24 protein-coding genes are annotated in these 26,720 nt (G+C 50.3%); 16 read left to right on the top strand and 8 right to left on the bottom strand.

Features of this window, described 5'->3' with window-relative positions; all coding sequences use genetic code 11:
* Positions 1-36 precede the first annotated feature (36 nt).
* Positions 37-576, top strand: coding sequence for an endonuclease SmrB (gene smrB / locus DU002_RS14105; RefSeq protein ID WP_114339033.1), 540 nt, complete (start codon positions 37-39; stop codon positions 574-576).
* Positions 577-593: 17 nt separating this feature from the next.
* Here smrB and sixA read toward each other — a convergent pair whose 3' ends face one another.
* Positions 594-1,070 (bottom strand): phosphohistidine phosphatase SixA, encoded by a 477-nt coding sequence (sixA, locus tag DU002_RS14100; RefSeq protein WP_158538064.1) that lies wholly within the window; start codon positions 1,068-1,070, stop codon positions 594-596.
* 169 nt (positions 1,071-1,239) lie between these two features.
* Between sixA and DU002_RS14095 the strand changes: the two genes are divergently transcribed.
* On the top strand, positions 1,240-4,017 hold the full coding sequence (locus DU002_RS14095) for an insulinase family protein (protein WP_114339031.1): 2,778 nt from the start codon (positions 1,240-1,242) through the stop codon (positions 4,015-4,017).
* 381 nt (positions 4,018-4,398) lie between these two features.
* Positions 4,399-6,498: a bifunctional diguanylate cyclase/phosphodiesterase gene (locus tag DU002_RS14090; protein ID WP_158538063.1), complete on the top strand. Its 2,100-nt coding sequence runs from the start codon at positions 4,399-4,401 to the stop codon at positions 6,496-6,498.
* An 18-nt stretch (positions 6,499-6,516) separates the two neighbouring features.
* Here the strand turns inward: DU002_RS14090 and DU002_RS14085 are convergent, their stop codons facing one another.
* The 3 genes from DU002_RS14085 to fadI form a co-directional block, all read right to left on the bottom strand.
* Entirely contained in the window at positions 6,517-6,717 is a 201-nt protein-coding gene (locus DU002_RS14085; RefSeq protein ID WP_233496505.1) for a hypothetical protein, read from the bottom strand.
* 187 nt (positions 6,718-6,904) lie between these two features.
* A complete protein-coding gene (gene fadJ, locus DU002_RS14080) occupies positions 6,905-9,031 on the bottom strand; it encodes a fatty acid oxidation complex subunit alpha FadJ (RefSeq protein ID WP_114339029.1) in 2,127 nt (708 codons plus the stop codon).
* A gap of 3 nt (positions 9,032-9,034) precedes the next feature.
* Complete coding sequence (gene fadI, locus DU002_RS14075; protein WP_114339028.1) at positions 9,035-10,345, bottom strand: acetyl-CoA C-acyltransferase FadI; 1,311 nt, start codon at positions 10,343-10,345, stop codon at positions 9,035-9,037.
* 238 nt (positions 10,346-10,583) lie between these two features.
* Here fadI and DU002_RS14070 point away from each other — a divergent pair, with 238 nt between their 5' ends.
* From DU002_RS14070 to DU002_RS14045, 6 genes are read left to right on the top strand one after another with little or no spacing between them, the layout of a single operon-like run.
* The gene (locus DU002_RS14070; RefSeq protein ID WP_114339027.1) at positions 10,584-11,540 is read left to right on the top strand and encodes an AAA family ATPase; all 957 of its coding nucleotides are present in this window, start codon (positions 10,584-10,586) and stop codon (positions 11,538-11,540) included.
* A complete protein-coding gene (locus DU002_RS14065) occupies positions 11,537-12,475 on the top strand; it encodes a DUF58 domain-containing protein (RefSeq protein ID WP_147271867.1) in 939 nt (312 codons plus the stop codon). The genes DU002_RS14070 and DU002_RS14065 overlap by 4 nt, the downstream gene beginning before the upstream one ends.
* Positions 12,465-12,977: a DUF4381 family protein gene (locus DU002_RS14060; protein WP_114339025.1), complete on the top strand. Its 513-nt coding sequence runs from the start codon at positions 12,465-12,467 to the stop codon at positions 12,975-12,977. Before DU002_RS14065 ends, DU002_RS14060 begins: the two co-directional genes overlap by 11 nt.
* The gene (locus DU002_RS14055) at positions 12,970-14,001 is read left to right on the top strand and encodes a vWA domain-containing protein (RefSeq protein ID WP_114339024.1); all 1,032 of its coding nucleotides are present in this window, start codon (positions 12,970-12,972) and stop codon (positions 13,999-14,001) included. The genes DU002_RS14060 and DU002_RS14055 overlap by 8 nt, the downstream gene beginning before the upstream one ends.
* On the top strand, positions 13,998-15,965 hold the full coding sequence (locus DU002_RS14050; protein WP_114339023.1) for a VWA domain-containing protein: 1,968 nt from the start codon (positions 13,998-14,000) through the stop codon (positions 15,963-15,965). The genes DU002_RS14055 and DU002_RS14050 overlap by 4 nt, the downstream gene beginning before the upstream one ends.
* A 5-nt stretch (positions 15,966-15,970) precedes the next feature.
* Positions 15,971-17,593, top strand: a complete 1,623-nt coding sequence (locus DU002_RS14045) for a BatD family protein (RefSeq protein ID WP_147271866.1) — start codon at positions 15,971-15,973, stop codon at positions 17,591-17,593.
* 104 nt (positions 17,594-17,697) lie between these two features.
* Here the strand turns inward: DU002_RS14045 and DU002_RS14040 are convergent, their stop codons facing one another.
* The gene (locus tag DU002_RS14040) at positions 17,698-17,994 is read right to left on the bottom strand and encodes a YfcZ/YiiS family protein (protein WP_114339021.1); all 297 of its coding nucleotides are present in this window, start codon (positions 17,992-17,994) and stop codon (positions 17,698-17,700) included.
* Between the two features lie 188 nt (positions 17,995-18,182).
* Here DU002_RS14040 and DU002_RS14035 point away from each other — a divergent pair, with 188 nt between their 5' ends.
* Positions 18,183-18,752, top strand: a complete 570-nt coding sequence (locus DU002_RS14035; protein ID WP_114339020.1) for a sigma-70 family RNA polymerase sigma factor — start codon at positions 18,183-18,185, stop codon at positions 18,750-18,752.
* Positions 18,745-19,476, top strand: coding sequence for a DUF3379 family protein (locus DU002_RS14030; protein ID WP_114339019.1), 732 nt, complete (start codon positions 18,745-18,747; stop codon positions 19,474-19,476). The genes DU002_RS14035 and DU002_RS14030 overlap by 8 nt, the downstream gene beginning before the upstream one ends.
* A gap of 70 nt (positions 19,477-19,546) precedes the next feature.
* Here the strand turns inward: DU002_RS14030 and DU002_RS14025 are convergent, their stop codons facing one another.
* Positions 19,547-20,008 carry a GNAT family N-acetyltransferase gene (locus DU002_RS14025; protein WP_114339018.1) on the bottom strand — a complete coding sequence of 154 codons (462 nt, stop codon included), beginning with the start codon at positions 20,006-20,008 and terminating at the stop codon, positions 19,547-19,549.
* A gap of 437 nt (positions 20,009-20,445) precedes the next feature.
* On the opposite strand from DU002_RS14025, the gene DU002_RS14020 reads away from it, so the two are divergent.
* On the top strand, positions 20,446-21,870 hold the full coding sequence (locus tag DU002_RS14020; RefSeq protein ID WP_114339017.1) for an OmpP1/FadL family transporter: 1,425 nt from the start codon (positions 20,446-20,448) through the stop codon (positions 21,868-21,870).
* A gap of 35 nt (positions 21,871-21,905) precedes the next feature.
* Here the strand turns inward: DU002_RS14020 and rssA are convergent, their stop codons facing one another.
* Complete coding sequence (gene rssA / locus DU002_RS14015) at positions 21,906-22,895, bottom strand: patatin-like phospholipase RssA (RefSeq protein ID WP_114339016.1); 990 nt, start codon at positions 22,893-22,895, stop codon at positions 21,906-21,908.
* 122 nt (positions 22,896-23,017) lie between these two features.
* On the opposite strand from rssA, the gene DU002_RS14010 reads away from it, so the two are divergent.
* Both DU002_RS14010 and DU002_RS14005 read left to right on the top strand, forming a co-directional pair.
* A complete protein-coding gene (locus DU002_RS14010) occupies positions 23,018-24,226 on the top strand; it encodes an EAL and HDOD domain-containing protein (protein ID WP_114339015.1) in 1,209 nt (402 codons plus the stop codon).
* Positions 24,227-24,452: 226 nt separating this feature from the next.
* Entirely contained in the window at positions 24,453-24,857 is a 405-nt protein-coding gene (locus DU002_RS14005) for an H-NS family histone-like protein (protein WP_114339014.1), read from the top strand.
* Between the two features lie 69 nt (positions 24,858-24,926).
* Here the strand turns inward: DU002_RS14005 and DU002_RS14000 are convergent, their stop codons facing one another.
* Complete coding sequence (locus DU002_RS14000) at positions 24,927-25,457, bottom strand: hypothetical protein (protein WP_114339013.1); 531 nt, start codon at positions 25,455-25,457, stop codon at positions 24,927-24,929.
* 132 nt (positions 25,458-25,589) lie between these two features.
* Here DU002_RS14000 and rcsF point away from each other — a divergent pair, with 132 nt between their 5' ends.
* Positions 25,590-25,970, top strand: a complete 381-nt coding sequence (gene rcsF / locus DU002_RS13995; RefSeq protein WP_114339012.1) for an Rcs stress response system protein RcsF — start codon at positions 25,590-25,592, stop codon at positions 25,968-25,970.
* 2 nt (positions 25,971-25,972) lie between these two features.
* Entirely contained in the window at positions 25,973-26,680 is a 708-nt protein-coding gene (gene tsaA / locus DU002_RS13990) for a tRNA (N6-threonylcarbamoyladenosine(37)-N6)-methyltransferase TrmO (RefSeq protein WP_114339011.1), read from the top strand.
* Positions 26,681-26,720 lie beyond the last annotated feature (40 nt).

Below are 26,720 nucleotides of genomic sequence, written 5' to 3'. Positions count from 1 at the left end.
TCACGACCCGTTACAGCCATCGCTGGTAATTAATTAATGAAAAAACCACCCATAACAACAGACGACGAGATGCAACTGTTCAGGCAAGCCGTCTCCGGCTCGCAAAAGTTGCAGCAGGATACCATACGTCACGCCCGTGCACAGACTAAACAGCACATAAAACAAGCGTCTGACAACCAGCAACAACGGCAGGTCGACCAGTTTTTCAGCGATGACTATGAGCCGTTACTGGATTTCAGTCGGGGCGTCGAATTTCGCCACCCCTCGTTGCCTTCACATCAATTAAAGCGTTTGCGCCGTGGTGATTTGGCGCCAGCACTATTTCTTGATCTGCATGGTTTGAGTCGTGCTGAAGCGAAACAAGAGCTGCTGGCACTGTTTGCCACCAGTAAACGAGAGTGGATAGATGTCGTGTCGGTCATGCATGGACAAGGCATGGGGATACTAAAAGCCCAGCTACCAAAGTGGCTGGTGCAACATCCGGATGTGTTAGCCTTCTGTGAAGCGCCGAGAGAGTTTGGTGGCCGTAATGCCCTACTTATCCTGCTGGCACAGGACGACACACGGCAAGCCTGAGTATCCAGAACGGCGAACTACGCCATGTTGACGGCGTCCTGCACGGCCAGTAGATGGCCATACTGGCTTTCGATATCAAAGTCGATACGTGCAACAGATGAGGGGGAAAACATCGGTGTGGCGTGCTTACAATCTAACTGCTCAACCAAAAAACTCACCAGCGGCATATGAGAGACAATAAGAAGCGAATCAATCCCTTTGTCGGCCAATGCATAGAGATAGTCTGCCACGGCATCAGGTGTGCCGTGGGGCGTTAGCTCTTCCAACACTTCGACATCACTACGCTGAATACCTAAAACGGCATTAACTTGCGAGAAGGTTTGCTGCGCACGCAGATAGGGGCTCACCAGCGCATACTGAAAATGCCCGCCCTGTTCGACCAGCCAACGAGCCATCAAACTGCTTTCCAAGCGTCCATCAGGTGTCAGTGCACGATCTTTATCGCGCCCTGCTAACTCTTCTGCTTGACCATGACGCATAATAAACACTTGCATGGGGATACAACCGTACTGACTAATATGCTTATGCAAGCTGTAGCATAGGGAAGCCCCATACATAGGGCAAGCAGAACGCTCATAAATTACAGTCAACATAACAAAGATTGCGACAAGCCTTTGATGATCAACTAGTATTTAATGTCACCCAGTTTGAGACGGAGGCAGCGTGCTCACCAGCCCAAATGACCACAGAAGCTATCGCTATCTGACGCTAGAAAATGGCCTGCGAGTGTTGTTAGCAGAAGATCCGCAAGCGACAAAATCTGCCATTGCATTAGCGGTGAATGTGGGTCATTTCAATGACCCCTTCGAACGCCAGGGCATGTCTCACCTACTCGAACATATGCTATTCCTCGGCACAGAAAAATATCCAAATGCCGAAGATTATCAAAAATTTATCTCAACACACGGTGGCAATCATAACGGCTGGACCGGCACCGAACACAGCTGCTATTTCTTTGATATTGACCACCAACAATTTTTACCTGCGCTAGATCGCTTTGCTCAGTTTTTTATCGCTCCATTGCTCGATCCCGGCTGGTTAGAGAAAGAGCGTCAGTCGATCGATGCCGAATACCGGATGAAGATCAAAGACGATGTGCGCCGCCTGTTTCAAGTACATAAAGAAACCATTAACCCAGCTCACCCGTTTGCCAAATTCTCAGTGGGTGATTTGGAGACCCTAGCCGACAGAGAAGGCTCGGAACTGGCAACCGAATTACGTGACTATTTTGCGCAAAACTACCACGCCGGCAACATGACCCTGTGTATGCTCAGCGCGATGCCATTAGCCGAACAGATTGAAGCGATCTCAGTGTTTGATGGCGTGCGCAGTGGAGAAACCAAACCCAGCCTGGTCAAAGAGCCACTGTATCGACCAGAAGATCAAGGCATCACGCTATTAGTTAAACCGCAAAAAACGGTTCGTAAACTGATCATGAGTTTCGCTATGCCGGAGGTAGATAGCTGCTACCGCACTAAACCGGTCAACTTCATCAGTCACCTACTCGGCGACGAAGGCAGTGACAGCCTGCTTGCGCAATTAAAGGCGAACAATTGGGTCTCCAGCATGTCGGCGGGCGGCGGCATTAACGGCAGTAACTTCAAAGATTTTAATATTGAGTTTCTGCTAACCGAGCAGGGCTTAGGCCATGTGCCAGATATCGTTGAGCATACCTTTGCCCTGATCAACGAGATTAAAGCGAACGGCCTTGAAGATTGGCGCTACGCCGAGAAGAAACAGCTGACCGAACAAGCATTCCGTTTTCAGGAGAAAGGACGCCCTATCGACCTCGTTGGTCATCTTGCAGTTAATATGCAGCACTACAACGAAGAAGATGTGATCTACGGCGATTACCGCATGGAAGGGCTGATTCAAGCGGAAGCCAACGCCCGCTTGGCATTGCTCAAACCTGAAAATATGCGCCTTTATGTCATCGCTCCTGAGGTCAATACCGATCGCGAAGCAAAGCTCTACTTTACTCACTACAGTGTGTTTCCCTTTGATGAAGAGATGCTCACCAGCTGGAAACAACCAAAGGTGTCTTTGCGTCCCCATGTATTACCGCCACCCAATCCCTATTTAGTGGCCGCCAATGAACCGCGCGAGGTAGCCCAGCCGCTTGCCCATCCGGTGCGACTGGTTGACCAACCTCACTTCCGCCTTTGGCATAAACAGGAAGAGAAATTTAACCAGCCCAAAGGGCATCTCTATTTAAGCGTTGATAGCCCCTATGCCAGCCGAAATCCGACCGAGATAGCCATGTTGCGTCTGGCGGTAGAGATGATTTTAGATAACCTGTCAGAGACCACTTATCCCGCAGAGATAGCCGGACTTAGCTACCACATCTATGCCCATCAGTGCGGTGTCACTTTGCACCTGGCCGGTTTTACCGGTAAACAACGCCTGTTATTAGAAACCCTGCTACAGCACCTCTACTATCCCGAGTTTCATGAGCAGAGTTTTGTCCAGCTAAAAAGTCAGCTACTTCGCCACTGGAAAAATGCCGAGAAGAACCGTCCGGTCAGCCAACTTTTTTCCGAGTTGGCGGCACTGTTGCAACCGGCTAATCCAGGCCCTAGAAGGCTGGCTGATGAGATCCAGAATGTCACCCTGCCGCAACTGCGAGACTACGTAGACAGCTTCAAAGTGGAACTGCATTTAGAGATGATGATCCATGGCGATTGGCTAGCTGACGAAGCTGCCGAGCTGGGGAATTGGGTACAGCAACGCCTGTTTAGTCATGCCCGCCCAGGTAAAGGTTGCCCCCGCGAGCTGCTAAATATAGGCGGCCTAGGCACACTTCATCGTCAACTGGAAGTTCCCCACAACGACGCGGCTCTGGTGGTTTACTACCAATCCACCCTCACCTCTCCAAATAAAGTGGCTCTGTTCTTACTCCTCAACCATCTGTTGTCATCGCCTTTCTTCCATGAATTGCGAACACAGCAACAGCTGGGTTATATGGTGGGCACGGGTTACTTGCCGATGCAACGCCATCCGGGCCTCATTATGTACCTACAATCGCCAAATAACGGCCCGAACACCCTGCTTTCAGCCGTCGATGAATTCTTGAAAACTTTCCCGGCCATACTCGAGCAAATGTCGGATGAGGAGTGGCAACACGCCCAACTAGGACTCATTAATCAGGTAATTGAACCCGACAACAACTTAAGAACCCTGGCTCAGCGTTATTGGGTCAGTATTGGTAATAAGGACATTGAGTTTAACCAAAGAGAGCATGTGGCTAAGCATATTCAAGGGCTCACCAAGCAACGTATTCAACGCTTTGTTGAGGAGCGCCTGCTATCAACCGAGGTCGATCGCGTGGTGCTATACAGCCATGGCGAACAAGACCCAACCCCGGTGGCAGACAAAGACGTGACGCATGTGGAAAACATTGCCGAGTTCAAACTAATGTGCGAAAGGTTTGTTCTCAACTAATCAAGATCAAACAATGCGATATCAAGCCTTGTCTGTTTAAGCAATTTCCCATAATGTGCGATTTTGTTACCAATGATATCAGTATCATTTTTCACCAACGGTTCATAACCAGCTGATTATCATAAATAAATCATGGCACCTAACCACTGGGCGCCATGGTTAATTGGGGTTGTTTTGCCAGCGTTGTTGTCGTCTAAAAAATTACTAAGAACTTCCCTATTAAGCGGTTTGACTGCTTTCAGTGTAACGATCTGTCCCCCCTCATTTGCCGCCGCAAATAAGTTCGCTAATTCAGCAGGTTCGAATATCAGCGACTATGCTGAAATTATCCTGATCGTCATTGGCACTTGTTTGTTGATGTATAAATTGCTTAGCAAGTTAATGAGTCGCATACAACATCGTCGGCACCAGCTGAACGAGCAACTCGTGCGACTAAATCACTCACTTAATGCCAGTGGCGACGAGTGGTGGGAGTGGGATATTGCCAAGCAGGAGTTTCATCGTGGCCATCATTGGGACTACTTTCCTGACGATGGCTTGCGGAGTGACGACCACTATACCGCCGGTACTATTCATCCAAAAGATCTACCCCGGGTCAGAAAGGCCTTGAATGAACATATTCAAGGGGGTAGTGATCAGTTCCAGATCACCTACCGGCTCAAAGGGCAACACAGTGACAGCTGGTTTTGGGTACTCGACCGTGGCCGAGTCGTTGGGAAAGACAACCAAGGGCATGCAACCCGCATGGCGGGGACGCTGTCTGATATCAACCACCTGATGCAGAGTAAAGATCAACACCTGCTGTTTTCCCACACTTTAGAGAATATCTCCGATGCCGTGGTGATCCTTGATAAAGCCTTCAAAGCGGTGGATGTGAATCAGGCATTCTGCAAAATCACCGGCTACCAGAAGGAGCAGCTAACCAACTGGCAGTTCGCCTTTGACCGTTATCCCCAGCAATTTACTGAGCAGCTCAAGCAAACCTTGAAAAGTACTGGGCGCTGGTTTGGCGAATTGGAAGCCAACCGCGCCAATGGTGATATTTTTCAAATCGAGCTGACCATAGATGCGGTCAGTGATGATGAAGGTCAGTTTACCCACTATGTGGGGGTTTTCTCCGACATCACCCAACGTAAGAACACTGAACGCGAACTGCGTAAACTGGCGAACTCTGACACCCTTACAGAACTGCCGAATCGTTCGCTGTTTTATGCTAACCACAAGCACATGGTACGCAGAACCGAGCCCCATGCCTTACTGGTGTTCGACTTAGACGATTTTAAGAAGGTGAATGACTCATTAGGCCACCATGCCGGCGATCAGGTTTTGTGTGCCGTTGCTCGCCGTTTAAAGCGCTGTTGCCGCTCACAAGATACCCTCTATCGATTAGGCGGAGACGAGTTCGCCATTGTCATCGAGGGCAGTAATTCTGTCAGCACTCTGACAGAAGTAGCCAAACGCGCCATGCAGACCCTCAACGACCCTTTTACCCTGCAAGGATCTGAACTGTTTGTCACCAGCAGCATCGGTATTGCCATGTATCCCCTGGATGGTGAAAGCACAGAGGAGTTGCTTAAGAAAGCTGATATCGCCATGTACTACGCGAAAAATCAGGGCGCCAACCGCTACCAGTTTTTCAGCGAGTCGATGAACGAACAAGCGATAAAACGGCTGCATTTAGAATCATTGATGCGTCAGGCATTAAAAGAGGGCATGTTCGAAGTTCACTATCAACCACAATACTCTGTTGAGCGACAGCAGATGGTGGGAATGGAAGCCCTGGTCAGGCTTCGGCATCCAGAGCAAGGGCTTATTTTCCCCGGTGATTTTATGCCGCTGGCGGAGGAATCAGGGCTGATTATCGATATCGGCAATCTGGTATTGGAACAGGCGTGTAAAACCGTTCAGCAGTGGCGAGATATTGGCCTCTATAAGGGCCACATTGCCATCAACCTGTCGGCCAAAGAGCTCGATCTTGATAACTTCAGCGATCACGTAGAAGCGGTGTTGGCGAAGACGGGCTTACCCGCAAACGCGCTGGAGTTGGAAATAACCGAGAGCTCGGTTATGCAGAGCCCGAAGACCGCGGTGGAATCGATGCAGGCATTGCGACGTCAAGGGATCATGTTGGCACTGGACGATTTTGGCACTGGCTATTCGTCACTGGCCTATTTGAAGAAATTCCCCATTACCACGCTGAAGATCGATCGCACCTTTGTCATGGATCTGGAAAGTTCGCTGGAAGATCGGCAGATGGCCAACGCCATTATTACCATTGCCCACAATTTAGGGCTGGAAGTGATAGCCGAAGGCGTTGAAACCCGCGACCAATTGAAAATACTCAGTGCCATGAGCTGCGATGTCTGCCAAGGCTATTACTTCAGTAAGCCGCTATCCCAGCGTGATATGACGACACTACTCTCAACCCAGCAAGGCAATCTGCCCATCGAACTAATGGAGACAGCACCGCGCACGGCATAACGGTCACTCTATGCGAGGTTATGCCGCCCAGACCACCGCACTGGTTCCGGCGTTTCGCCGCCACTGCATACGTCGCTCCACCCGAAACAGTGGCCACACAAAAGGGCCAACCAGAGCAGCGGCAAACGCCCAGCGTTTCGCCTTCATTGCTGACTTCATCGCTTCTACATAGAAAAACAGCGCACAAATGACACTTAACGGAACAAATAACAGCAACACAACAAAGTCCTATCAAATTACCTAATTGCAATGACTCGCCATACGGCAGCAACACAACACGCCAAACAAAAACGCCAGCCTGGAACACTATTCATACTCAAGATCATACCATCGCAATGTATGAAAAATAACCACAAAAAAAGGCGGTTATAACCGCCTTTTCCCTAATACAGCCAACAACTAAGAACTATTGGTAAAATTTTTCATCATTTTCCGCCATGCGTTGTAGCAAATCACACGGGGTAAAACGTTCGCCATGGGTCTCTTTCAAGCCATTAAGCGTATGCACAACATGCTTGGCTCCCAAGGTGTCCATATAACGGAAAGGCCCACCTAAAAAAGGTGGAAAACCGATACCGAAAATAGCACCAATATCACCATCACGAGGCGAAGCGATGATCCCCTCTTCTAGGCATCGTGCCGCTTCATTCAGCATCTGTAACGCCGCGCGCTCCGCCACAGCCGATGCATTGGTGGTGGCGGTTGGTTGCATGCCTAACACGCCGTAAACGGACAGATCGACCTGCTTCCCTTTCGATTTTTTACCGTAATCGTAAAAACCTTTCTTACTTTTCTTGCCAAGACGACCATCCGCGATCAACTTCGAAAATGCGTCTGGAGCTTTAAACCGTTCACCCAACTCGCTCTCCAGAATAGGAGCGATCTTGCTACCGACATCAATGCCCACTTCATCGAGCAATTTGAACGGTCCCACTGGGAATCCAAAGTTCAATAAGGCGCGATCGATGGTATCTACACCATGGCCTTCCAGCAGTATTTGCGCCGTTTCATTCACATACAACGCCAAAATACGATTCACGTAAAAACCCGCACCATCTTTCACGACGATAGGTGTTTTGCCCTGCTTCTTGGCAAAGGCCACCGTGGTAGCAATGGTGTCTGCAGAGGTTTTATCGTGGGCGATCACTTCAACCAACGGCATTTTTTCTACCGGGGAAAAGTAGTGTAAACCAATCACGTTTTCGGGACGTGCTGCGGCTTCTGCGATCTGAGCTATGGGCAGCGAGCTAGTGTTGCTGGCAAATACGGTGTTCGGCTTAGCGTTCGCCTCCACCTCTTTCACCATACTGTGCTTCAAAGAGAGATCTTCAAATACAGCTTCCACCACGATATCAACATCGCTGAAACCGGAATAGTCAGTCGCACCAGTCAGTCGTGCCATCTGGTTTTCCATCTGGCGCTTCGTCAAATGGCGGCGCTTCACCTGTTTCAACAAGCGGTCATAGCTGTAACGCAAGGCGTTGCTGACTCCTGCAGGAGCCACATCTTTGATCCGTACCGGCAACTTGGCTCGCATTGCTGTGACATTAGCAATTCCTGCCCCCATTAAGCCGCCGCCCAGCACCGCCGTCTTATGGATAGCAGTAGCTTCTCCGCCCTCGACACCACTCTCTTTCTTCATTTCCGTGGTAGCAAAAAAGATATTCCGCAACTGCTGCGACTCCGCAGACTGCACCAGATTGCCAAAGTGTTTGGCTTCGGTAGCAAAACCGCGGCGGCGGTCAGCCACGCCGGCTTCCACACAATCCAAAATTCGCTCTGCCGCAGGATAATTACCTCGGGTCTTAGCCAAAGTTTTCTTGCGCGCCTGATCAAACAGTACCTTGCGACCAAACGGATTACGCTCCAACAGTTTTTCGATTCCTTTTAGGCGCGGCTTGATCGTCTTCGGTTTGCCTTTCATCACCAGCTTAACCGCTGTTTCAAGCAAGATAGTATTGGCTACCACCTCATCAACCAGTCCCATTTTCAGTGCTTGCTTCGGCCGTAACTGCTTACCAGTGAGCATCATATCCAACGACTTCGCGATGCCAACTAATTGCGGTAAGCGCTGGGTACCGCCACCACCGGGGAGCAGTCCTAGCTGCACTTCTGGCACACCTAAACGGGTCTTGTCATCATCGCTACATACGCGGCGGTGACACGCCAACGCGAGCTCCAGGCCACCACCTAAACAGGCACCGTGGATCGCCGCGACAACGGGAACAGGCAATGCAAACAGCCGATCAAATACTTTATGCCCCTGCAGCGACAATGTTTCCGCCTCAGCGGCCGTACTACAGGCGTCGAGCATGCTGATATCGGCACCAGCAACAAACGAGTCTGGCTTACCACTGACCAGTACAACCCCTTGCAGATCCGACTTTGCCTCTAGTTCATCGAGGACACCATTCACCTCGTCGCCAAACTCAGCCTTGAGGGTGTTCATGGTGTCACCCACCACATCCATGGTCAGTACAGCGATACCATCGTCACGGTAGCTCAGGGTAAATGCGTTATTCTGTTCGCTCATCGGTTACGCCTCCAATACCATTGCTGCACCCAAACCACCAGCCGCGCAGGCAGTGGTTAAGCCTAACCCGCCTCCCCGTCGCTTTAATTCCCGCAGTGTCTGCGTGATCATCCTTGCGCCCGTGGCTGCAAACGGGTGGCCATAAGCGATAGACCCGCCCAGGACATTAAATTTATCCATATCAATCTCACCAATGGCACTGCTTAATCCCAGTTTCTCCTGAGCAAACTTGTCGCTGGCAAACATCTTCACATTTGACAAAGCTTGGGCGGCAAACGCCTCATGCATATCGATCAGAGTGAGATCGTTCAGCGTGATCCCCGCATTAGCTAAGGCCCTTGGCGTGGCATAAGAGGGGCCCATCAGCATATCCTGCCAAACGTCAATCGCAGCAAAAGCGTAACTGCGGATATAGCCTAAGGGTTCCAGCCCTAACGAGTGCGCGATATCTTCCCGCATCAGCATCACTGCCGCTGCACCGTCCGTCAGTGGCGTACTGTTAGCGGCGGTCACTGTGCCATGGCGACGATCGAAAGCTGGGCGTAATTTGGCGTAACCGGCCAGCGAACCATCGGCTCGGATATTGTTATCTTGTTCAATAAAAGATTTATAGGGCGGCACATGGGCGGTCATCACTTCATCATCTAGCAGACCGTCTTGCCACGCTTTGGCAGCGAGCGTATGAGAACGGTGTGCCAGTTCATCCTGCGCCTGCCGGGTGATGCCATGGCTTTTTGCCATCTGCTCTGCGGTTTGTCCCATGCTCAGGCCAGTGGAGTATTCCGCCACTGCTGGCGGCACAGGCATCAGATCTTTTAAACCCAACTGACGAATGATCTTTAACCGTTGACCGAGGGTGCGCGCTTTATTCAATTCGACCAGCACGGTGGCTAATTTCTTACTGACGCCAATAGGAAGCACGGAACTGGAATCAGCGCCCCCAGCGATACCGATCTGACTTTGTCCGGCGAGGATAGACTCGGTGACATTGGCTACCGACTGGAAACTGGTCGCACAAGCGCGGCTCACACTATACGCATCGGTCGCCACATTCATCCCGGTCCCCAGCACAATTTCACGGGCAATATTGGGCGCTTCAGGCATCTGCACCACCTGACCAAACACCAGCATGTCAACTAATGCCGGATCCAGATCGATACGTTGCATCATCTCTGCAACGACGGTTTTTCCCAGATCCAGCGCAGAGACTTTATGAAAAGCCGTTGCCTGCTTGGCAAATGGCGTTCTCAATCCAGAGACCACTGCGATACGATGTCCGCCCTGGCTGACGAGGGGCAATGCCTGTTTACTCATCCCACACCTTTCTTATTTGTTTATTGAGGGAGGCCTACTCGGCCTAGAGGTCTGACCTCTTAACTAAACGCATTGTAGCTAGTCCTTGACCGGTTTCAAACACCCGTTTTGATTTTTCCTTACATTTGTGACGGTTGTGATACTGGATCTCGCCCCCATTATTAGATAAAACCAATAGCCGCCAAGGCTTAGGCTCACTGTTGAGCCACCAGAGAAATGCTTAGAAGGTACGTAAACCATGCCAGTGAGTCAGTTCCAACAACTCAACAATTATTTGAATCAGCAGATTTTGGGACAACCCGAGCTTACCCATAATATTTTGGTTGCCCTGTTAGCCGATGGCCACTTATTAGTTGAGGGGCCTCCAGGCTTAGCCAAGACCCGTGCGATTAAAGCACTATCTGACGGCATCGAAGCCGACTTTCACCGCGTCCAATTCACCCCTGACCTGCTGCCTGCTGATCTCACCGGCACAGATATCTATCGCCCGGAAAATGGCAGCTTTGAGTTCCAACAGGGGCCACTGTTTCATAATTTGATCCTGGCGGATGAGATCAACCGGGCGCCGGCCAAGGTGCAGTCAGCCCTGCTTGAAGCGATGGGTGAGCACCAGATCACTGTCGGCAGTAAGACCTATCAACTACCAGAACTATTCCTGGTCATGGCGACGCAGAACCCCATCGAACAAGAAGGCACCTATCCGCTGCCGGAAGCACAGTTAGATCGTTTCTTAATGCATCTGGAAGTGGACTATGCCGGGGTAGAAGTTGAGCAGCAGATCTTAAAACTCAGCCGTAACGAAGCGTTAGGTGAGATGGTAAAGATCGACGAAAAACTGACCCAGCAAAGTATTTTCTCTGCCCGCAAAAAAATATTGTCACTGCATATGGCGCCAGAGTTGGAGCAGTATCTGGTGCAGCTGATTATCGCCACCCGCCAACCTGCCGCTTATGATCAACAACTGGCGAGCTGGCTGCAGTTCGGTGCCAGCCCTCGCGCCACTATTTCGCTGGAACGCTGTGCCCGTGCCAATGCTTGGTTAGCAGAGCGCGATTTTGTCACCCCTGATGATATCCATAGCGTGTTCCATAATGTGCTCAGACACCGCCTGCTGCTGAGCTATGAAGCAGAAGCTGACGGCGTCACCGTCAATCAGGTATTAGACAAGATATTAGCCTTGGTGCCGCTGCCGTGACAGAGGAAAGATCCCACAGGGCTGAGCCAGGCTGGATGCTGGAGCAACGCAGTCTTATTGCGTTGAAACAGCAAACCGGTGGCATCTCCTTGCTGAAGCCGAGACAACTGCGTAGTAAATTGGCGGGTAGCTATCAAAGCAAAGCCCGCGGTCGAGGCATGGAGTACGCAGAAACCCGTCACTACCAGCCCGGTGATGATATTCGTAGTATCGATTGGCGTGTTACCGCGCGCACAGGTAAAGCCCATACCAAGCTGTTCCATGAAGAACGAGAACGGCCAGTGTTTCTGCTTGTCGATCTGGGTGCCAGCATGCGCTTCGGAAGCCAGTGGCGTTTTAAATCGGTGCAAGCAGCGCACTTGGCCGCACAACTCGCATGGTGCGCCTGTGACAATGGCGATCGCATCGGCGGTCTGATCTGGAATCAATATCAACATCAGGAGCTGAAACCTAAAAGTCGCTCTGCTGCGGTGTTGCACTTAATCCACACCATGGTGTCACTACATGAACAAACACCTCAACATGGCGCAGAGCCCCAGGATTTTAACCACGCCTTAAGTCGTCTGCGTTATATCGTCCGTCCCGGTAGCCAGGTGATCCTAATCAGTGATTTCCAACAGCTCAATGACGAAGGGATCCGCCACCTCAACCTGCTGGGGCGCCACAACGACCTCATCGCAGGAGAGATCTATGACCCATTGGAGATCCAGTTACCTGAAACTGAGTTTGGCAATGATCTGATGATCACCGATGGCAATCAGCGCGCCATCCTCCCCCTCAGTCAACGCAACCAGCGCCAGCAATGCCAACAACGCTTAGAGCAGGCGCGCCAGAGCCGTTTAGACCAGCTACAAAAAAGTGGCTGTCGCTTATTTCATATCGGTGCCCACGAAGAGATCAACAAGCAGTGGCGGAGGCAGCATCATGGGCGCTAAATTAGACCTTGAAGATCTTCTACTGCCACCTATGGTCAGCAGCATCTCATGGTCGCTGATCGCCTTGCTCGTTGCCGTGCTGTTATGCGCAGTGGCCATCACAGTGGCACTTTATCTTCGCTATCAGCAGCGACGCTATTGCCGTATCGGTTTACGGACACTGACCGCGATGGATGACAATACCCTGGCGCAGCTTTGGCCACTGAAACAGCTACTGCAACAGGTGATACGCGCCTACCAGCCCCACGCGCTCAGCGTACAACCAGCCAGCGGAAAAGCTTGGTTCGACAATTTAGCAGTGCATCTTCCGTCCAAGCTACGCGAGCAGATCTCACCACTGCAACTGCTCGCAGATGATCAACGATTTAAGGCCGATTTTTCAGCCTCGACGCAGGTGCCGGCGTTACGTGCTGCCGCAGCGTACTGGTTACAGCACACTCGGTTACCTCATCACCGCACAACAGCTGCAACACAACAAAACAGAGGGAGGAAAGATGCTTGAGTTTCAATGGCTTTGGCTGCTTCTTGCCCTGCCGCTGCCGCTACTGAGTTACTTTTTTCTGCCGCAAGTAGAGACAAAAGCGGGCGCTTTGCGGTTACCAACCTTTGCCTTGCTGTCGCAACACTCGCTTACAGCCAACAGTGGCGGCCGGCCGGTACAGATCAAATGGCTTGCGGTAATAGCGTGGGTGCTGCTGGTGATTGCCGCCAGCCGCCCACAGTGGTTGGGAGATCCCGTGGAAGTGCCAGCCAAAGGACGTGATCTCATGCTCGCAGTGGATCTCTCAGGGAGCATGGAGATTGAAGATATGCAGGTCAGAGGCCGCGCGGTTGACCGTCTAACCCTAGTAAAACACGTGGTTGGCGAGTTTATTGAGCGGCGCAATGGCGATCGGGTGGGTTTGATCTTGTTTGCTGACAACGCCTACCAGCAAGCCCCTCTCACCTTCGATACCGGCACCGTGAAACAACTGCTAGCGGATACGGTGATTGGCCTGGTTGGGCAATCAACCGCCATTGGTGAAGCGATAGGCTTAGCCACCAAACGCCTATTAGCCGATGAACAACCACAAAAGATCCTGATATTACTTACCGACGGCCAGAACACCGCCGGTGAAGTGAGCCCACTGGATGCAGCCAAGGTGGCCGCAGAACAAGGGGTGAAGGTTTATACCATAGGCGTCGGTGCCGACGAAATGATTAAGCGGACCTTCATGGGCACCCGCAAAGTTAATCCCAGTGCCGATCTGGATGAGGTCACACTGACCAAAATAGCCGCCCTGACCGGCGGCCGCTATTTTCGCGCCAGAGATGCTGAAGATCTGGCACAGATCTACCAAGAGATTGAACAACTAGAACCCATTGACCAAGACCGTCCAATGTTACGACCAACCACCGAGATCTATTTTTGGCCTTTAGGGTTAGCATTCCTACTGATCACAGCAGCCTTCTTTTGGTCGATGTTCGCAAACCGGCTAACACTGCCTCCAGCTAATGCAGCCAATGTATCTGGAGATCAACAATGAACTGGCTAACTGACTTTCATCTCCTGCGCCCATTTTGGTTATTGAGCCTATTGCCCCTTCCCTTGGTGATCTGGTGGTTATGGCGGCAGAACTTCGCCAACTCCGGTTGGCAAAAGCTCGTGCACCCCGACTTACTAAAGCGTTTGATAACCGACGATTCCCCCGCACACAAGGGATGGCTATGGCTGCTCAGTGCGATCTGGTGCTTACTTACTTTGGCGATGGCTGGCCCTAGTTGGTATCAGGTGCAAACCCCACTGTCCGCCGCCCCCAACGGGCGAGTGTTGATTATGGATATGTCACTGTCGCTGCTGGCAACCGATCTCAAACCAAATCGTTTAGTCCAAGCACGCTACAAAGCCATGGATCTATTAGATGGCTGGCAGGAGGGGGACACCGGACTGATCAGCTTCGCTGGCGATGCCTATGTACTCAGCCCATTAACCTCGGATATCAATAATCTGAAAACCATGATCCCCGCATTAGATCCCAGCATCATGCCGGCGATGGGGAGCCGCCCTGATAAAGCCGTGGCACTGGCAATCGAACTGCTCACCAGCGCAGGCTATCAAAAGGGGCAACTGTTTCTCATTGGTGATGAGATAAGACCCGGACAGCAGCAGCGGATCCAAGCCCTGTTGGGTGACCGCTTTGAACTGTCCATTTTGGGGGTGGGTACGCCCAATGGTGGACCGATCCGCATGCCCGACGGCAGCCTCCTGAAGATGGTGGACGGCGAACTGCCGGTACCCACATTAGAAGAGAACACACTGCGCAAAGCCAGTCAGAACAGTGGCGGTCAATATATTCGTATTCGCAGTGACGACCTCGATATCAAAAGTTTATTGGCAATAAGCCAGGGCGACAGCCAAACAGCGCAAACCGTTGATGGTGAGGTGTGGCAATGGCACGACAGCGGTTATTGGTTAGTGCTGCTGTTGTTACCTCTGGCACTGTCTGCGTTTCGTCGCGGCCTACTCATCTTGCTGTTGGGCGTGCCAATACTGCTGCCCGCTCCGCAGGTCAAAGCCGATTGGTTGCCTGATGCCCTGAAAAGCGATGACCAACTGGCGGCGGAGTCTTTCGCAAACGGCGACTATGCCAAAGCGGCAGCAACATTTGATAATGATGCCTGGCGCGCGGCTAGCCTCTATAAAGCGGGGCAATATGAAGAAGCCGCAGCTATCTATGCTGAATTTGATGATGCTATTAATCATTACAATCGTGGCAATGCACTGGCGATGTCACAACAGTACCAAGAAGCATTAGACGCCTATAACCGCGCCCTTGAACTGGATCCAGAGTTAGCGAATGCGGCCACCAATCGTCAGCGCATTATGGACCTGATGGAAGACAATCCTGACCAGTCTCAGGGAGAGTCTGGCGACGGTAATGATGAGTCGCAACAAGGGCAACCTGGCGACGAACAACAAGAGCAGCAGGGCCAGCCCGGCGAAGGCGATAGTGAAGAAAATCAACCGGATCAACAACCACCAGGTGATGGCGAAAATAGCGAAACGAGCAAAAACGGCACCGGCGATCAACCACCGCAAGAGCAAACTGGTGGCGAGCAGCCGCCGAACGAAGCCGCAGACAGTGATAGCCAACCGCCAGCGGGCAACGCTGGTGATTCCGAGTTGGAGGTCGATGAATCAGCACTAAAGGCACCACAACCGACTCCCGGCGAACAGGACGGAAGCGAGCCCGATGGTCAGGCTGAAATGCCACAGCCACAACCGGTGACAGCTAACCCGGAGATAAATGATGACAAACCAGAACAAGAGGGAGCGCAGGCCTACGCCACCGCCCCAGGAGAGCCCCTTTCCCCTGAAGAGCAAAAACTACAACGCTGGTTAGAGCAGATCCCCGACGATCCGTCATTACTGCTCAGAAACAAAATGAAGCTTGAACATCTGCGACGGGAAAAAGCCGGAGAGACAAGCGAGGAGACACAACTTTGGTAGCACATATGCAACGATTTTTTGCCCTTTTGATCCTGCTGCTTTGGGCCAACCAGTCATTGGCAAGCATGCAAATTGACAGCTCTGTGGCACCTAATCCAGTGTTTGTGGAGGAGCGTTTTGTGCTGACCATCAGTGTCGATGCCAACGCCGACAAACTGGAATTGGATCGTGATGCGCTATTACGGCAAGGCCTAGTGGTAGGTGCAACAAATGTCAGCCGTAACTATCAAATCATCAATGGCGATAGTAGACGGCAAACCACCTGGCGCACCGAAATTTATGCACGCAAAGCAGGCACTTATACCCTGCCCGCCGCCTCTGTCGATGGCGTGAAGGGCAAACCGGTGACTATCGATGTGCGACCAATACCCAAGCAAACTGGACCAGCGCGGGATCTATTTATTGACGCCGAACTGTCCAGTACCACCGCTTATTTAGGACAACAGATCAGCTATAGCGTCAAACTTTATCTCGGCGAAGAACTACGCAACGGTAGCCTGGCTGATCCACAGATGGCCGATGCGGCGATCCGCAATATCGGCTCTGATACTAAAACCACAGAGATAGTCGATGGCCGTCGCTACCAAGTGATCCAACGCAACTTTGCTGTGGTGCCAGAACAAGCTGGCAGTTACGAGATCATCGGTGCCAACGTCAAAGGACAATTGGTGAAGCAAAATTCGCGGGGGCAGTTGTACGGGTTGCCAGTCAACGAGTCGGCACCCACTCTGACACTGCAGGTAAAAGCTGCACCCGAAAACTACAGCGGCCACTGGCTACCATCGGAATTAGTCACCTTGCATGATGAATGGCAACCGCAAAATAGCCAATTGACGGTAGGAGAGCCGATCACCCGCACCATCACCCTCAGTGCCATCGGCATTGAAGATAAACAGTTGCCAAATTTGCAGATCCAATACCCGGCAACCGTTAAGGTCTATCCAGATAAAGCGATTAACGACACCTATGTACAGGAAGATCGTCTGATCGCCCAGCGTGTGGAGTCTGTCGCCTTGATCCCAACCCAAGCGGGAGAACTCACGTTCCCGGCGCTCTCAGTGAGTTGGTGGGATACAGCGCAAAATAGACAAAGAACAGCAGAACTGCCGGCACGAACATTTACCGTGATAGCCGCCGAAGGACAAGTGCCGCTCGCAGAGAATACGCGACAAGCATCCCCTGCGCAGGTTGAACAAGACAGCACCTGGTTCTGGCCATTTATATTAATGAGCATCTTGTGGTTAGTGACATTAACGGCTGCAATCTATAGCTATCTGAAGCGCAGCAAGTCGACACCTCAGGCACAGATACAGCCTGCATCAGCGAAAAACCTCTCTTTTGCTGAATTGGAAAAAGTGTGTACAACAGCGCAACCCGCCGCGATCCAACAAGGCTTGCAGCGTTGGTGCTTATCTCAGGGCTGGCGCAGCCGTCGGCAGTGGTTAGCTTCCGTATCGGCCACCAATGCCATACAGATTGAAAATCAACTAACGTCACTGGATAAAGCGGTCAACCAACAGGCCGAAACTTGGCCTGCCGAGCCCCTATTAGCGGCAATAAAGAGCAGCTATATGCAGACTGTTCCAGCCAACGAAACGTCATTACCACCGCTGTATCCGACTGCCTAAACAGTGACTCTCGGGCACAAAAAAGGGCTGTCGTCACAGCCCTTTTTTATTCATCTCTTTGCTACGTTTCCGCTCGAACAAAAACGCAGGCTATTTCGCAGAAATTATCTTAGTGCCAATTGGAACAACAGCCCTTCCGCCTGACAGCCAAAGCGATAAGTACCAGAGACTTCAATGCCACCGGCGACCTCTTGCTTCTTCACTTCGACCACTTCAACCGGCTCGGACGACTTGCTTTCGGCCATAGACAACCAATGGGCCAAGATCGTTTCCAAAGCAGCTTCATCGGCAACGACAGCAGACACTTCCGCAGTGCAATCCTCACCATCGAGAATAGTACCGACATCAACGCAACAACATACTTCTGTTTCATTGGCGGTACAGGTTAGATCCTTACTCATTTTCTTACCTTAATCGATAAACATATCTGCAATATAACGCAGATCTCACTAGGCTGTTTGAACTGTATCAACCCATCAGCGCATAATAGCCCCTTTAGTTGAGGCGCTACTCGCTCTTCGAGAGAGTCCAATCAGCGAAACAAACCAGCCAAAGCCGCTGCGTACTCCATTATTTTGGACCTAAATTTATGGCAGTTACACTTTTTCGAAAGAAAAAATCAAAAGACCCGGTCTCTGTTGATATGGCAAATAAACAGAAACGCTATGAGGCCCTGGTCAACGCCCTGCACGGCGATCTTTATCGCTACGCCTATTGGCTTTGTCACAGCCCCGACATAGCAGAAGATTTAGTTCAGGAAACTTTCCTTAGGGCATGGCGCTCTTTGGATTCGTTGAAAGATGAAAAAGCAGCCAAAAGTTGGCTATTTACCATCGTACGTCGCGAGAACGCCCGGCGCTTTGAGCGCAAGCAGTTCGATGTGGTGGATATTGACGACCAACCGGTCGCCGATCAGCAATCGGTTTCCACAGAGCAGGATACCGAGAACCACCTACTTCGACGTCAAATCGCAATGTTGGCACCTGAGTACAGAGAACCACTGATTTTGCAGGTATTAGGTGGTTTTAGCGGCGATGAGATAGCCGAGCAACTTGGGCTCAACAAAAATACAGTCATGACACGTTTGTTTCGCGCAAGAAACCAATTGAAAGAAGCATTAGAAACAAGCGATAGAAAGCGAGGTCACAGCAATGGATGATCTGGAGTTAAGAAGGCGCCTGTATGCCGATCCCAATGATAAGGATCCGCAGATCAGTGACGCACTGACATCATCCCCGAGTAATCAGCAGTTTGCTGACGAACTAAAACAGCTTGATGGAAAAATTAGCAGCGCGGTAAAAGTACCAGTACCTGAAGGATTAGCCGAACGTTTGATCCTGAGTCAGTCAATGGAACAGTTCCGTCAGCAACGTAAACGTTCGCGGGTACATTTAGCCTTGGCTGCATCCATCGCCTTTGCTGTCGGCATTAGCTTTAGCTTGCTCAAGAGCACACCGCAACATGATTTTAATGTCATTCAACACTCACTAGCGCATGTTTACGGCGAAGCTGATCATCTTGATGGCATTGATGAAGGGCTACGTTTTCAGCAGGTGAACAGTAAACTGGCCAAATTAGGAGGTCAGCTGGAGCAGGATATTGGCCATGTGTATTTCGCTAACTTCTGCGATTTTGATGGCACTCGCTCACTGCATTTGATTGTTGACGACGATAGCGGCCATCGCGTCACGGTGTTTTTTGTGCCTGACAATAAGCGCCCGGTCGATGAACAGTTCAACGATGGCAAAATGGCTGGCTCAGTCCACCACTTCACCGACTCCCAGGGTCAAGGGATGAGTATGGTGGTGCTATCTGAGCCTAACGCGCAGATCAAGACCGTTGAACAACGATTACAAAAATCACTGCGCTGGCAGAATATTTAAACTGATCGCGCAAGCGAAAAAAAACGCGGCCACAAGCCGCGTTTTTTTTACTTAATGCCTATCGCTAAAGTTAACGCGTTGGCAGTAACAGCATATCCAGATGCATCACCCCACCATCATCGTAGGGCTCACCCTTCTCTTCAAAACCAAACTGTTGGTAGTAAGGAACTAATGCCTGCTGTGCTGAAATCTTTATCGCGACTCCGGGATACCATTTTGCCAAGGTATCCAAACCTGTTTTAATCAGTTTTTCACCTAACCCTACTCCTCTACCCTGTTTCGCTAGAACAATACGCCCCAGCACCGGATAGTTAGGATGGCAGCTTGCCGGCGGTGCCAGGCGCGCATAGCCGATCAGCACATTATCCTGTTCGACAAGCAGGTGAGAGCAATGCTCATCCTCACCATCAATATCCAGATATAGGCTGTTTTGTTCCAACATAAATACCTGTTGCCGAAGCTTCAGTATCGCTATCAGTTGCGCTTTACTTAGCTGTTCAAAGCTCAATATGGACCACTTGAATGGCTGCACTCTACTCTCCAAACATTGTGCGGTACTGGATGCCGCCGCTTGAGGTTACTAGCACTAAAAACACAATAACGACATAAAGCGCTGCTATGCAACTCGATTGGCCGCCACTGACCACTTTTACCGCATGCCTGTTAACCCCCTTTGATTAGGGTTTATTGCTTACAAATCAACCGATAACCTCACTGATTATATTCTAGGTGGCCCCCAAAATGGGTCGGCGGTTACCGCACGAAGTGTCGGTGCGTCAGACATGAGCGGCTGTTTGCTAACCTTGACAAGCCAACCACGGAATAAATTAGCTCAATGCGAGGTTGAACCTTGCATTTCCATCTACCCATCCGCATAGTAGCGCGCCGCTGACTCAGGGTCAGCGGATCAGTTTTTCTAATAACAAAGGGTGTTGGCCAAGCACGACACCCACGAGTCTTGAGCACGCTATGCAATCTTTAAAAAAAACCGCCCTTGCCAGCTTGCTGGCTGTCATCTCCAGCCAAACCTACGCCGCCGGCTTTCAGCTCAATGAGCACAGTGCCAACGGCCTAGGCCGCGCTTATGCCGGCGAGGGCGCTATCGCAGAAAATGCCGCGGTACTGGCAAGAAACCCAGCGGCGATGACGCTATTTGACAAAGCGCAGCTCTCGGTCGCCGCTACTTATATTAACCCTGAGGTGGATATCACTGGCCATACGACCAACCATTATGGCGAGCTTTATAATGGTGCGGCGGCTGGAGTCAACGCTGCAGTTCCAGGCGCAGATCTTGCCATGGTGCAAACTGAATTCGATGCTAAACAGCGGGACATCGCCCCCGATGCCGTGGTACCAGCGATATACTATATTCGCCCAATCGATGAACAGTGGTTCTTTGGCTTCGGTGTGTTCTCCAATTTTGGTCTCAGTACCGACTACGATAGCCAGTCCAACACCAGCGAATTCGCCGATAAAGCAGAAGTAACTACCATCAATATCAATCCTAATCTTGCCTATCGGATCAATGATGAGTGGAGCATCGGTGGTGGCATAAACCTGGTTTATGCCGATGCAGAGATCGGTAGTACAACGCCGGAATATATGAACGGTTACGTGGCTCCTATAAACGACTATAACCAGATCGCCGAGCAAATAGGTGCACCCACCCTGCTGCCTGTTCCCGGCAGTGCCACAACCTTGCGGATGAGTGGTGACGATTGGGCCTACGGTTGGAATATTGGCTTGCTTTGGCAGTTACCCGCAGGCACCCGTGTGGCACTTAGTTATCGCTCAGAAGTTGAACTGGAGCTGGACGGTCACGCTGAATCCGATCTTTCTGCGGCCCTAAACGACAAAGGAACATTAGATCTGGATCTGCCCGCTATCACTGAGTTGGCTATTCACCAACCCATTAACGGCCAATGGTCACTGCAGGCCAGCGCCGTATACACACAATGGGGCAGCTTCGACAAACTGGAAGCAAAACTGGATAACTTGGATGAGCCTGTCCATATCAAAGATGAATACTGGGATCATGCCTGGCGTCTAGCAGCTGGCGTTACCTATCTTGCGACGCCCGCCTGGACCCTTCGCGCTGGTTACGCCTATGACGAAACCCCGGTTGACGCCAAACATCGGACTTTAAGCATCCCGGATACAGATCGGCAATGGTTTACTTTAGGTACCAGCTATCAGTGGGATGAGGCTGTATCGTTTGACTTAGGTTATGCCTATCTTTACGGGCGAAAGGTCGATGTGAGTGAAGAGTTTGGCCTGACAACGACCAACCCAAACACCGGCGCTCCCATCCATATTCCGGTGAGCAGTTATCAGGGACAGTTAAACAGCGCTGACGCACACATCTTGTCAGCACAGCTTAACTATCAATTTTAGCAACAAGTCTCGACGAAGTGGCCACAATAAGCCTGCTATCCTGCAGGCTTATTAAGTAGTGGCAAAATATTTCTCATCAACTCCGGCGTGGCAACCTCGACCGCTAAACGCCCCGCCTCAATCGCTTCATCGGCACGGTGAAACTCCATAGCACCGTAATCAGCCATCAATGGCGCAATCAAAGCATCCGCGGGATCACCAGCCATCCTTGCCCTTGTTACCCGGTCTTGCATGATGTTCAACGAATTAGAAAAGACCCCCAGCAAACTGGGCGAGCGAACTTCATCCACCGATGAACGCCGCAACATCTGCTGAATATAGTTACGCCCATTCTCAAACAGCCCCATAAAGCCACTATGACCGTTACCCTTATTGGGCTTAAGCTCAGCGCTATCATCCGCAATATGCGGTTCAATGATGGCGCGATGAGTCCGATATTGCTGCGCGGCACGCACGTTGTTATCAGCATTCAAATTCACCGCTATCACCAAATCTGCGCCCATTGCGCGACAGAGTGACACCGGCACAGGATTAACCAAAGCGCCATCAATAAGCCAGCGCCCTTGATACATCTTCGGCGAAAACAGCACCGGCACGGCACAAGAGGCCTTTACCGCGCTGATAAGATCGCCTTGTTGTAACCATACTTCGCGGCCACTATGTAACTCGGTCGCCACTGCCGCAAACGGTTTCGGCAGCGCTTCAAAACGTGTCTCACCAATGAGTTCAGCCGCCTCATTAAACACCTTGTCGCCAGCAAGTAATCCACCTTTTGCTAGAGAAACATCAAAACGACTGACGATCCCCCAATGAGAAAACTCTCGCACCCATAACTCAAACTCGCTTAATCGATCATTACTGTAGGCAGCCCCCACCAAAGCACCGATCGAACAGCCCGCGATAACATCAGGATGGATCCCCATTTCTGCCAGCGCTTTCAGTACACCAATGTGAGCCCAGCCTCTGGCTGAGCCACTGCCTAATGCCACTCCGACCTTCAAGCCTTGAACAGCTTCTTTTGACATATCTCCGCGCCTTATAACTTGCTTATTTCAGCGATCACAAAACGAACCTCAAATAGATGCGATACCACATCAGTTGGTTTAGATTGGTATTCTCATATTTTCCACGGTGATGTCGTATCCCTATGTTCTTTTATGTTGCCCGGCAACCTATTCTGGATCGAGAAAAATCGCTTATCGGTTACGAGCTGTTATTTCGAGACAGCATTGAAAATGTATTCCCGCAAATTGACCCCCATGAAGCAACGTCAAGACTGCTGGCTGGTAGCCATTTTCACTTAGGTATCGACAATCTAACAGGTTCCGTACCTGCATTTATCAATTTTCCAGAGATGTCGATACTGGTCAAGGTACCAGAACTACTGCCAAATAATCAGGTCGTTATCGAGCTATTGGAAAGTATTGCTCCAAGTCATGAATTAAAAGCGATCTGCCAACAGCTTAAGCAGAAAGGATATAAAATCGCGCTGGATGATTTTGTTATGCAACCCCATTGGTTGCCAATATTACCCTACGTTGACATGGTCAAAATCGATTTTAGAGCCACTTCAATCGACGATATTCAAAGCACCTGTGATCAACTGGCCAGTTTTGACTTAGAACTGCTCGCCGAAAAGATAGAAACCCATGATGAATTCAATTTCGCCATGACGCTTGGCTTTGATTACTTTCAGGGCTATTTCTTCAGTGCACCGGAAGTGTTAAAAACACGCGCATTGAAGCCAAATGAAATAAACTTGGTAGAACTACTCGCCAAATTAGGACAAGAAAGCTGCGACTTTAATGAACTAGACACCATAATCCAACGTGATGTGTCGCTGACCTATAAATTGCTCCGCTACGTTAACTCTTCCTTTTTCAACCGTCGACGGGAAATTAACTCGATCCGCCAAGCATTGGTTTATTTAGGGGAGAATGAGATAAGGAAGTTTATTGCCCTGTTAGCCGCTGCCAATTTGGCAGAGGACAAGCCCAGTGAACTGATCCGATTATCAATTACCCGTGCCCGCTTTTGCGAATTGATTGCACAACAACAAGCACCCGAGTATGCATCAAAAGCCTTCTTGCTAGGTCTCTTTTCCCTTATCAGTGCCATTCTCGATGAGCCCATGGACAAGGTAATGTCGAAACTACCACTTTCTGACGAAATAAAACTCGCATTACTAAAAAGGGAAGGCCCCTTAGCTAACTACCTATCCCTAATTCTTGACTATGAACGTGCCGTATGGGACGGAGTCAATGCACTCTCCTCAACCATTGGCGTAGATACTGGACAATTACCAGAATTCTATATGGATGCCGTAGGCTGGAGTAATAGCCTGCTTGAGCAGTAATTCATTGAATCGGCGGCCGGTAGAACGGCCGCTTCTACGCTTTGTGCTAACCCCTGACCACTCGTTTATTTTTATATCCACTTTTATCTCACCCGATTTATACGCAAAATTTACCGATTAATAGTGAAAAAAGTGATCTAAATAGTAAATTTCTTGCACCATAATGAATATCTATTATTATATTTAGACTCGAAGTCCACCGATAATATTAATATAAGGAATATTCATGAGCGATTTTCTGAAAATCCTGAGCCATGCTCGTCGTCTTAAAAGTTCAACTGAAGAGCTTACTGTTGAACAACTATTGGAAGTTAAGGAAAAACTTCAGAAGATCATTGATGATCGTGTCGCTGCCGAAGAAGAAGAAAAGCGCGTTAACGCAGAAAAAATTGCCAAGATTGAAAAGTATCGTGAAATGCTTGCCGCCGATGGTATTCAACTCGACGATCTTACTGACGGTGTTGCTGCCGCGCCAAAAGCTAAAACAAAGCGTGCGCCTCGCCCTGCTAAATATGAAATTTGGAACGACGCTGGTGAGCGCATTACCTGGACAGGTCAAGGCCGTATGCCAAACGTATTCAAAGTACGGGTCGATGCTGGCGAAGCCTTGGATACTTTCTTAATTAAGTAATCCTCCCGTTAAAGAAAAAACCTGCTAATAAGCAGGTTTTTTTATATCTTTTACTTGTTCAACCTGACTTTACTTTAACCAAGTAGATGCTTGTTCCGGTAAGCCAATGACACGGTCAAGCACATAGACGGAGGCGTCGTCAGCCATTCTGACAAATTGACCTCCGCGCTGACTATCTAGCCCGCCCAACAATATATCTTTCTCATAACCACCTGCAGACTTAAGTGAAACTCGCCAAGCACTGCCTTTCCCTTCGCCGGGTGGAAGCATATCTAATGACTCATAGTTGCGCGGTAAACTGGTTTCCGCGGCAATCACTTTGGCATGAGCCAACTGCTGAACTAAATTGGCCAAAGGCATAATTTCAATTGTACGGCCGCTGTGTTTATCTACCCAACCGTTTTCAACCCGCTCAGCATAAATCACCGAATCATTGGCAGGGTTCACTACTTCAACGGTAACCAATTTTTCTGAGCCATATTGTAAGGCGGGTAAAAAACGCTTTTTCTCTGGGACCTCATCATTGTCAATTACCAACAATATAGCCCCCATCAACAAAGCTACCCCCAATGACCATCCCATCAATGCCATACGCTTCATAGACCAACGACTCCTAGATATAACCTGAGACTGAAACTTTGGCCGCAAGTATACGCGCTAATGAATGTTTGTTGCAGCCAATCTCGATGGCAAGCAAAATAGTGCATTGGTTAATTCTCTGTTGAGGCTCAAATGCGCCGATTGCTGCTTCCGGCTCTACTCCTGACACTATCAGGTTGTTCCGGCTATTCCCTGCATACTAATTTGGATAAACAAAACTTTGACGATTATTACCGCCCCTCCTCTGTCACCGTCTACACTGCCGAACAGTTAACTGACTTAAACTATAAAGAGTTGGGGCCGGTACAGGGCGAAAGCTGTCGCAACAGAAGCGATCTCCCACCAGCACAGGTCAGCGACGCGAGAACGCAAGCTAGAACCAGCGTAGCGGAAATGGGCGGCAATGGCGTCACGTTTAGCCAGTGTTTAACCTTAACTGGCGATGATTCCTTGCCTGGCTGCATCGATAGCATCATATGCATCGGCACCGCCTTAGCCGTTGAGGCTCCGTAACCATGAGTGAGCACCTGATATCACCGGTTGCTTTGATCCATACCCCCTACCAACAGAAGTTTGCCATTCCTCGGCAACCCGGCTTAGTCAGTGCCGCAGAAGCAACATTGGAATTACTCCCCCCCTATGACAACCCGGAATGTGTTCGTGGTATCGAAGCATTTAGCCACCTCTGGCTACTGTTCAAGTTTCATCAAACGGCAGAACAGGGATGGAAGCCCTTAGTCAGGCCACCGCGCCTAGGCGGCAATACTAAAGTCGGGGTATTTGCATCACGTTCAACCTTTCGTCCGAATGCCATGGGGCTCTCAGTGGTAAAGCTGCTGGCTGTGGATATTACTCATGGCCGCGCTAGCTTGCGCTTGCAAGGGGTTGATCTGGTTAACGGCACACCAATTTATGACATTAAGCCTTACCTGCCCTACTCGGATGCGATCAACGAGGCCGCCGGCGGCTTCGCTGACAGCCGTCCAGACAGTGAAATGACGGTGTTATTTACGCCTGAAGCGGCGCAGCAGTTAGCCCATCACCAACAACGGTATGCCAACCTGCAATTACTTATCGAACAAGTGTTACAACAAGATCCACGACCAGCCTATAAACAAAGAGTGGTCGCTAGCCAGAATTACGGTATGGCACTTTACGACCTCAATATAAAATACCGAGTTGAAGCCAAAATAACGGAAGTACTGGAGATCAACAGTGACTGAAAACGCACCTCCAGACTACCAGTCCCAGCATAAAAAGCGG

It is taken from the genome of Corallincola holothuriorum (assembly GCF_003336225.1).
In the GTDB taxonomy this organism is placed as follows: domain Bacteria; phylum Pseudomonadota; class Gammaproteobacteria; order Enterobacterales; family Neiellaceae; genus Corallincola; species Corallincola holothuriorum.
The sequence above is the reverse complement of the archived record's forward strand: the minus strand, read 5'-3'. Positions and strand labels throughout refer to the sequence as shown.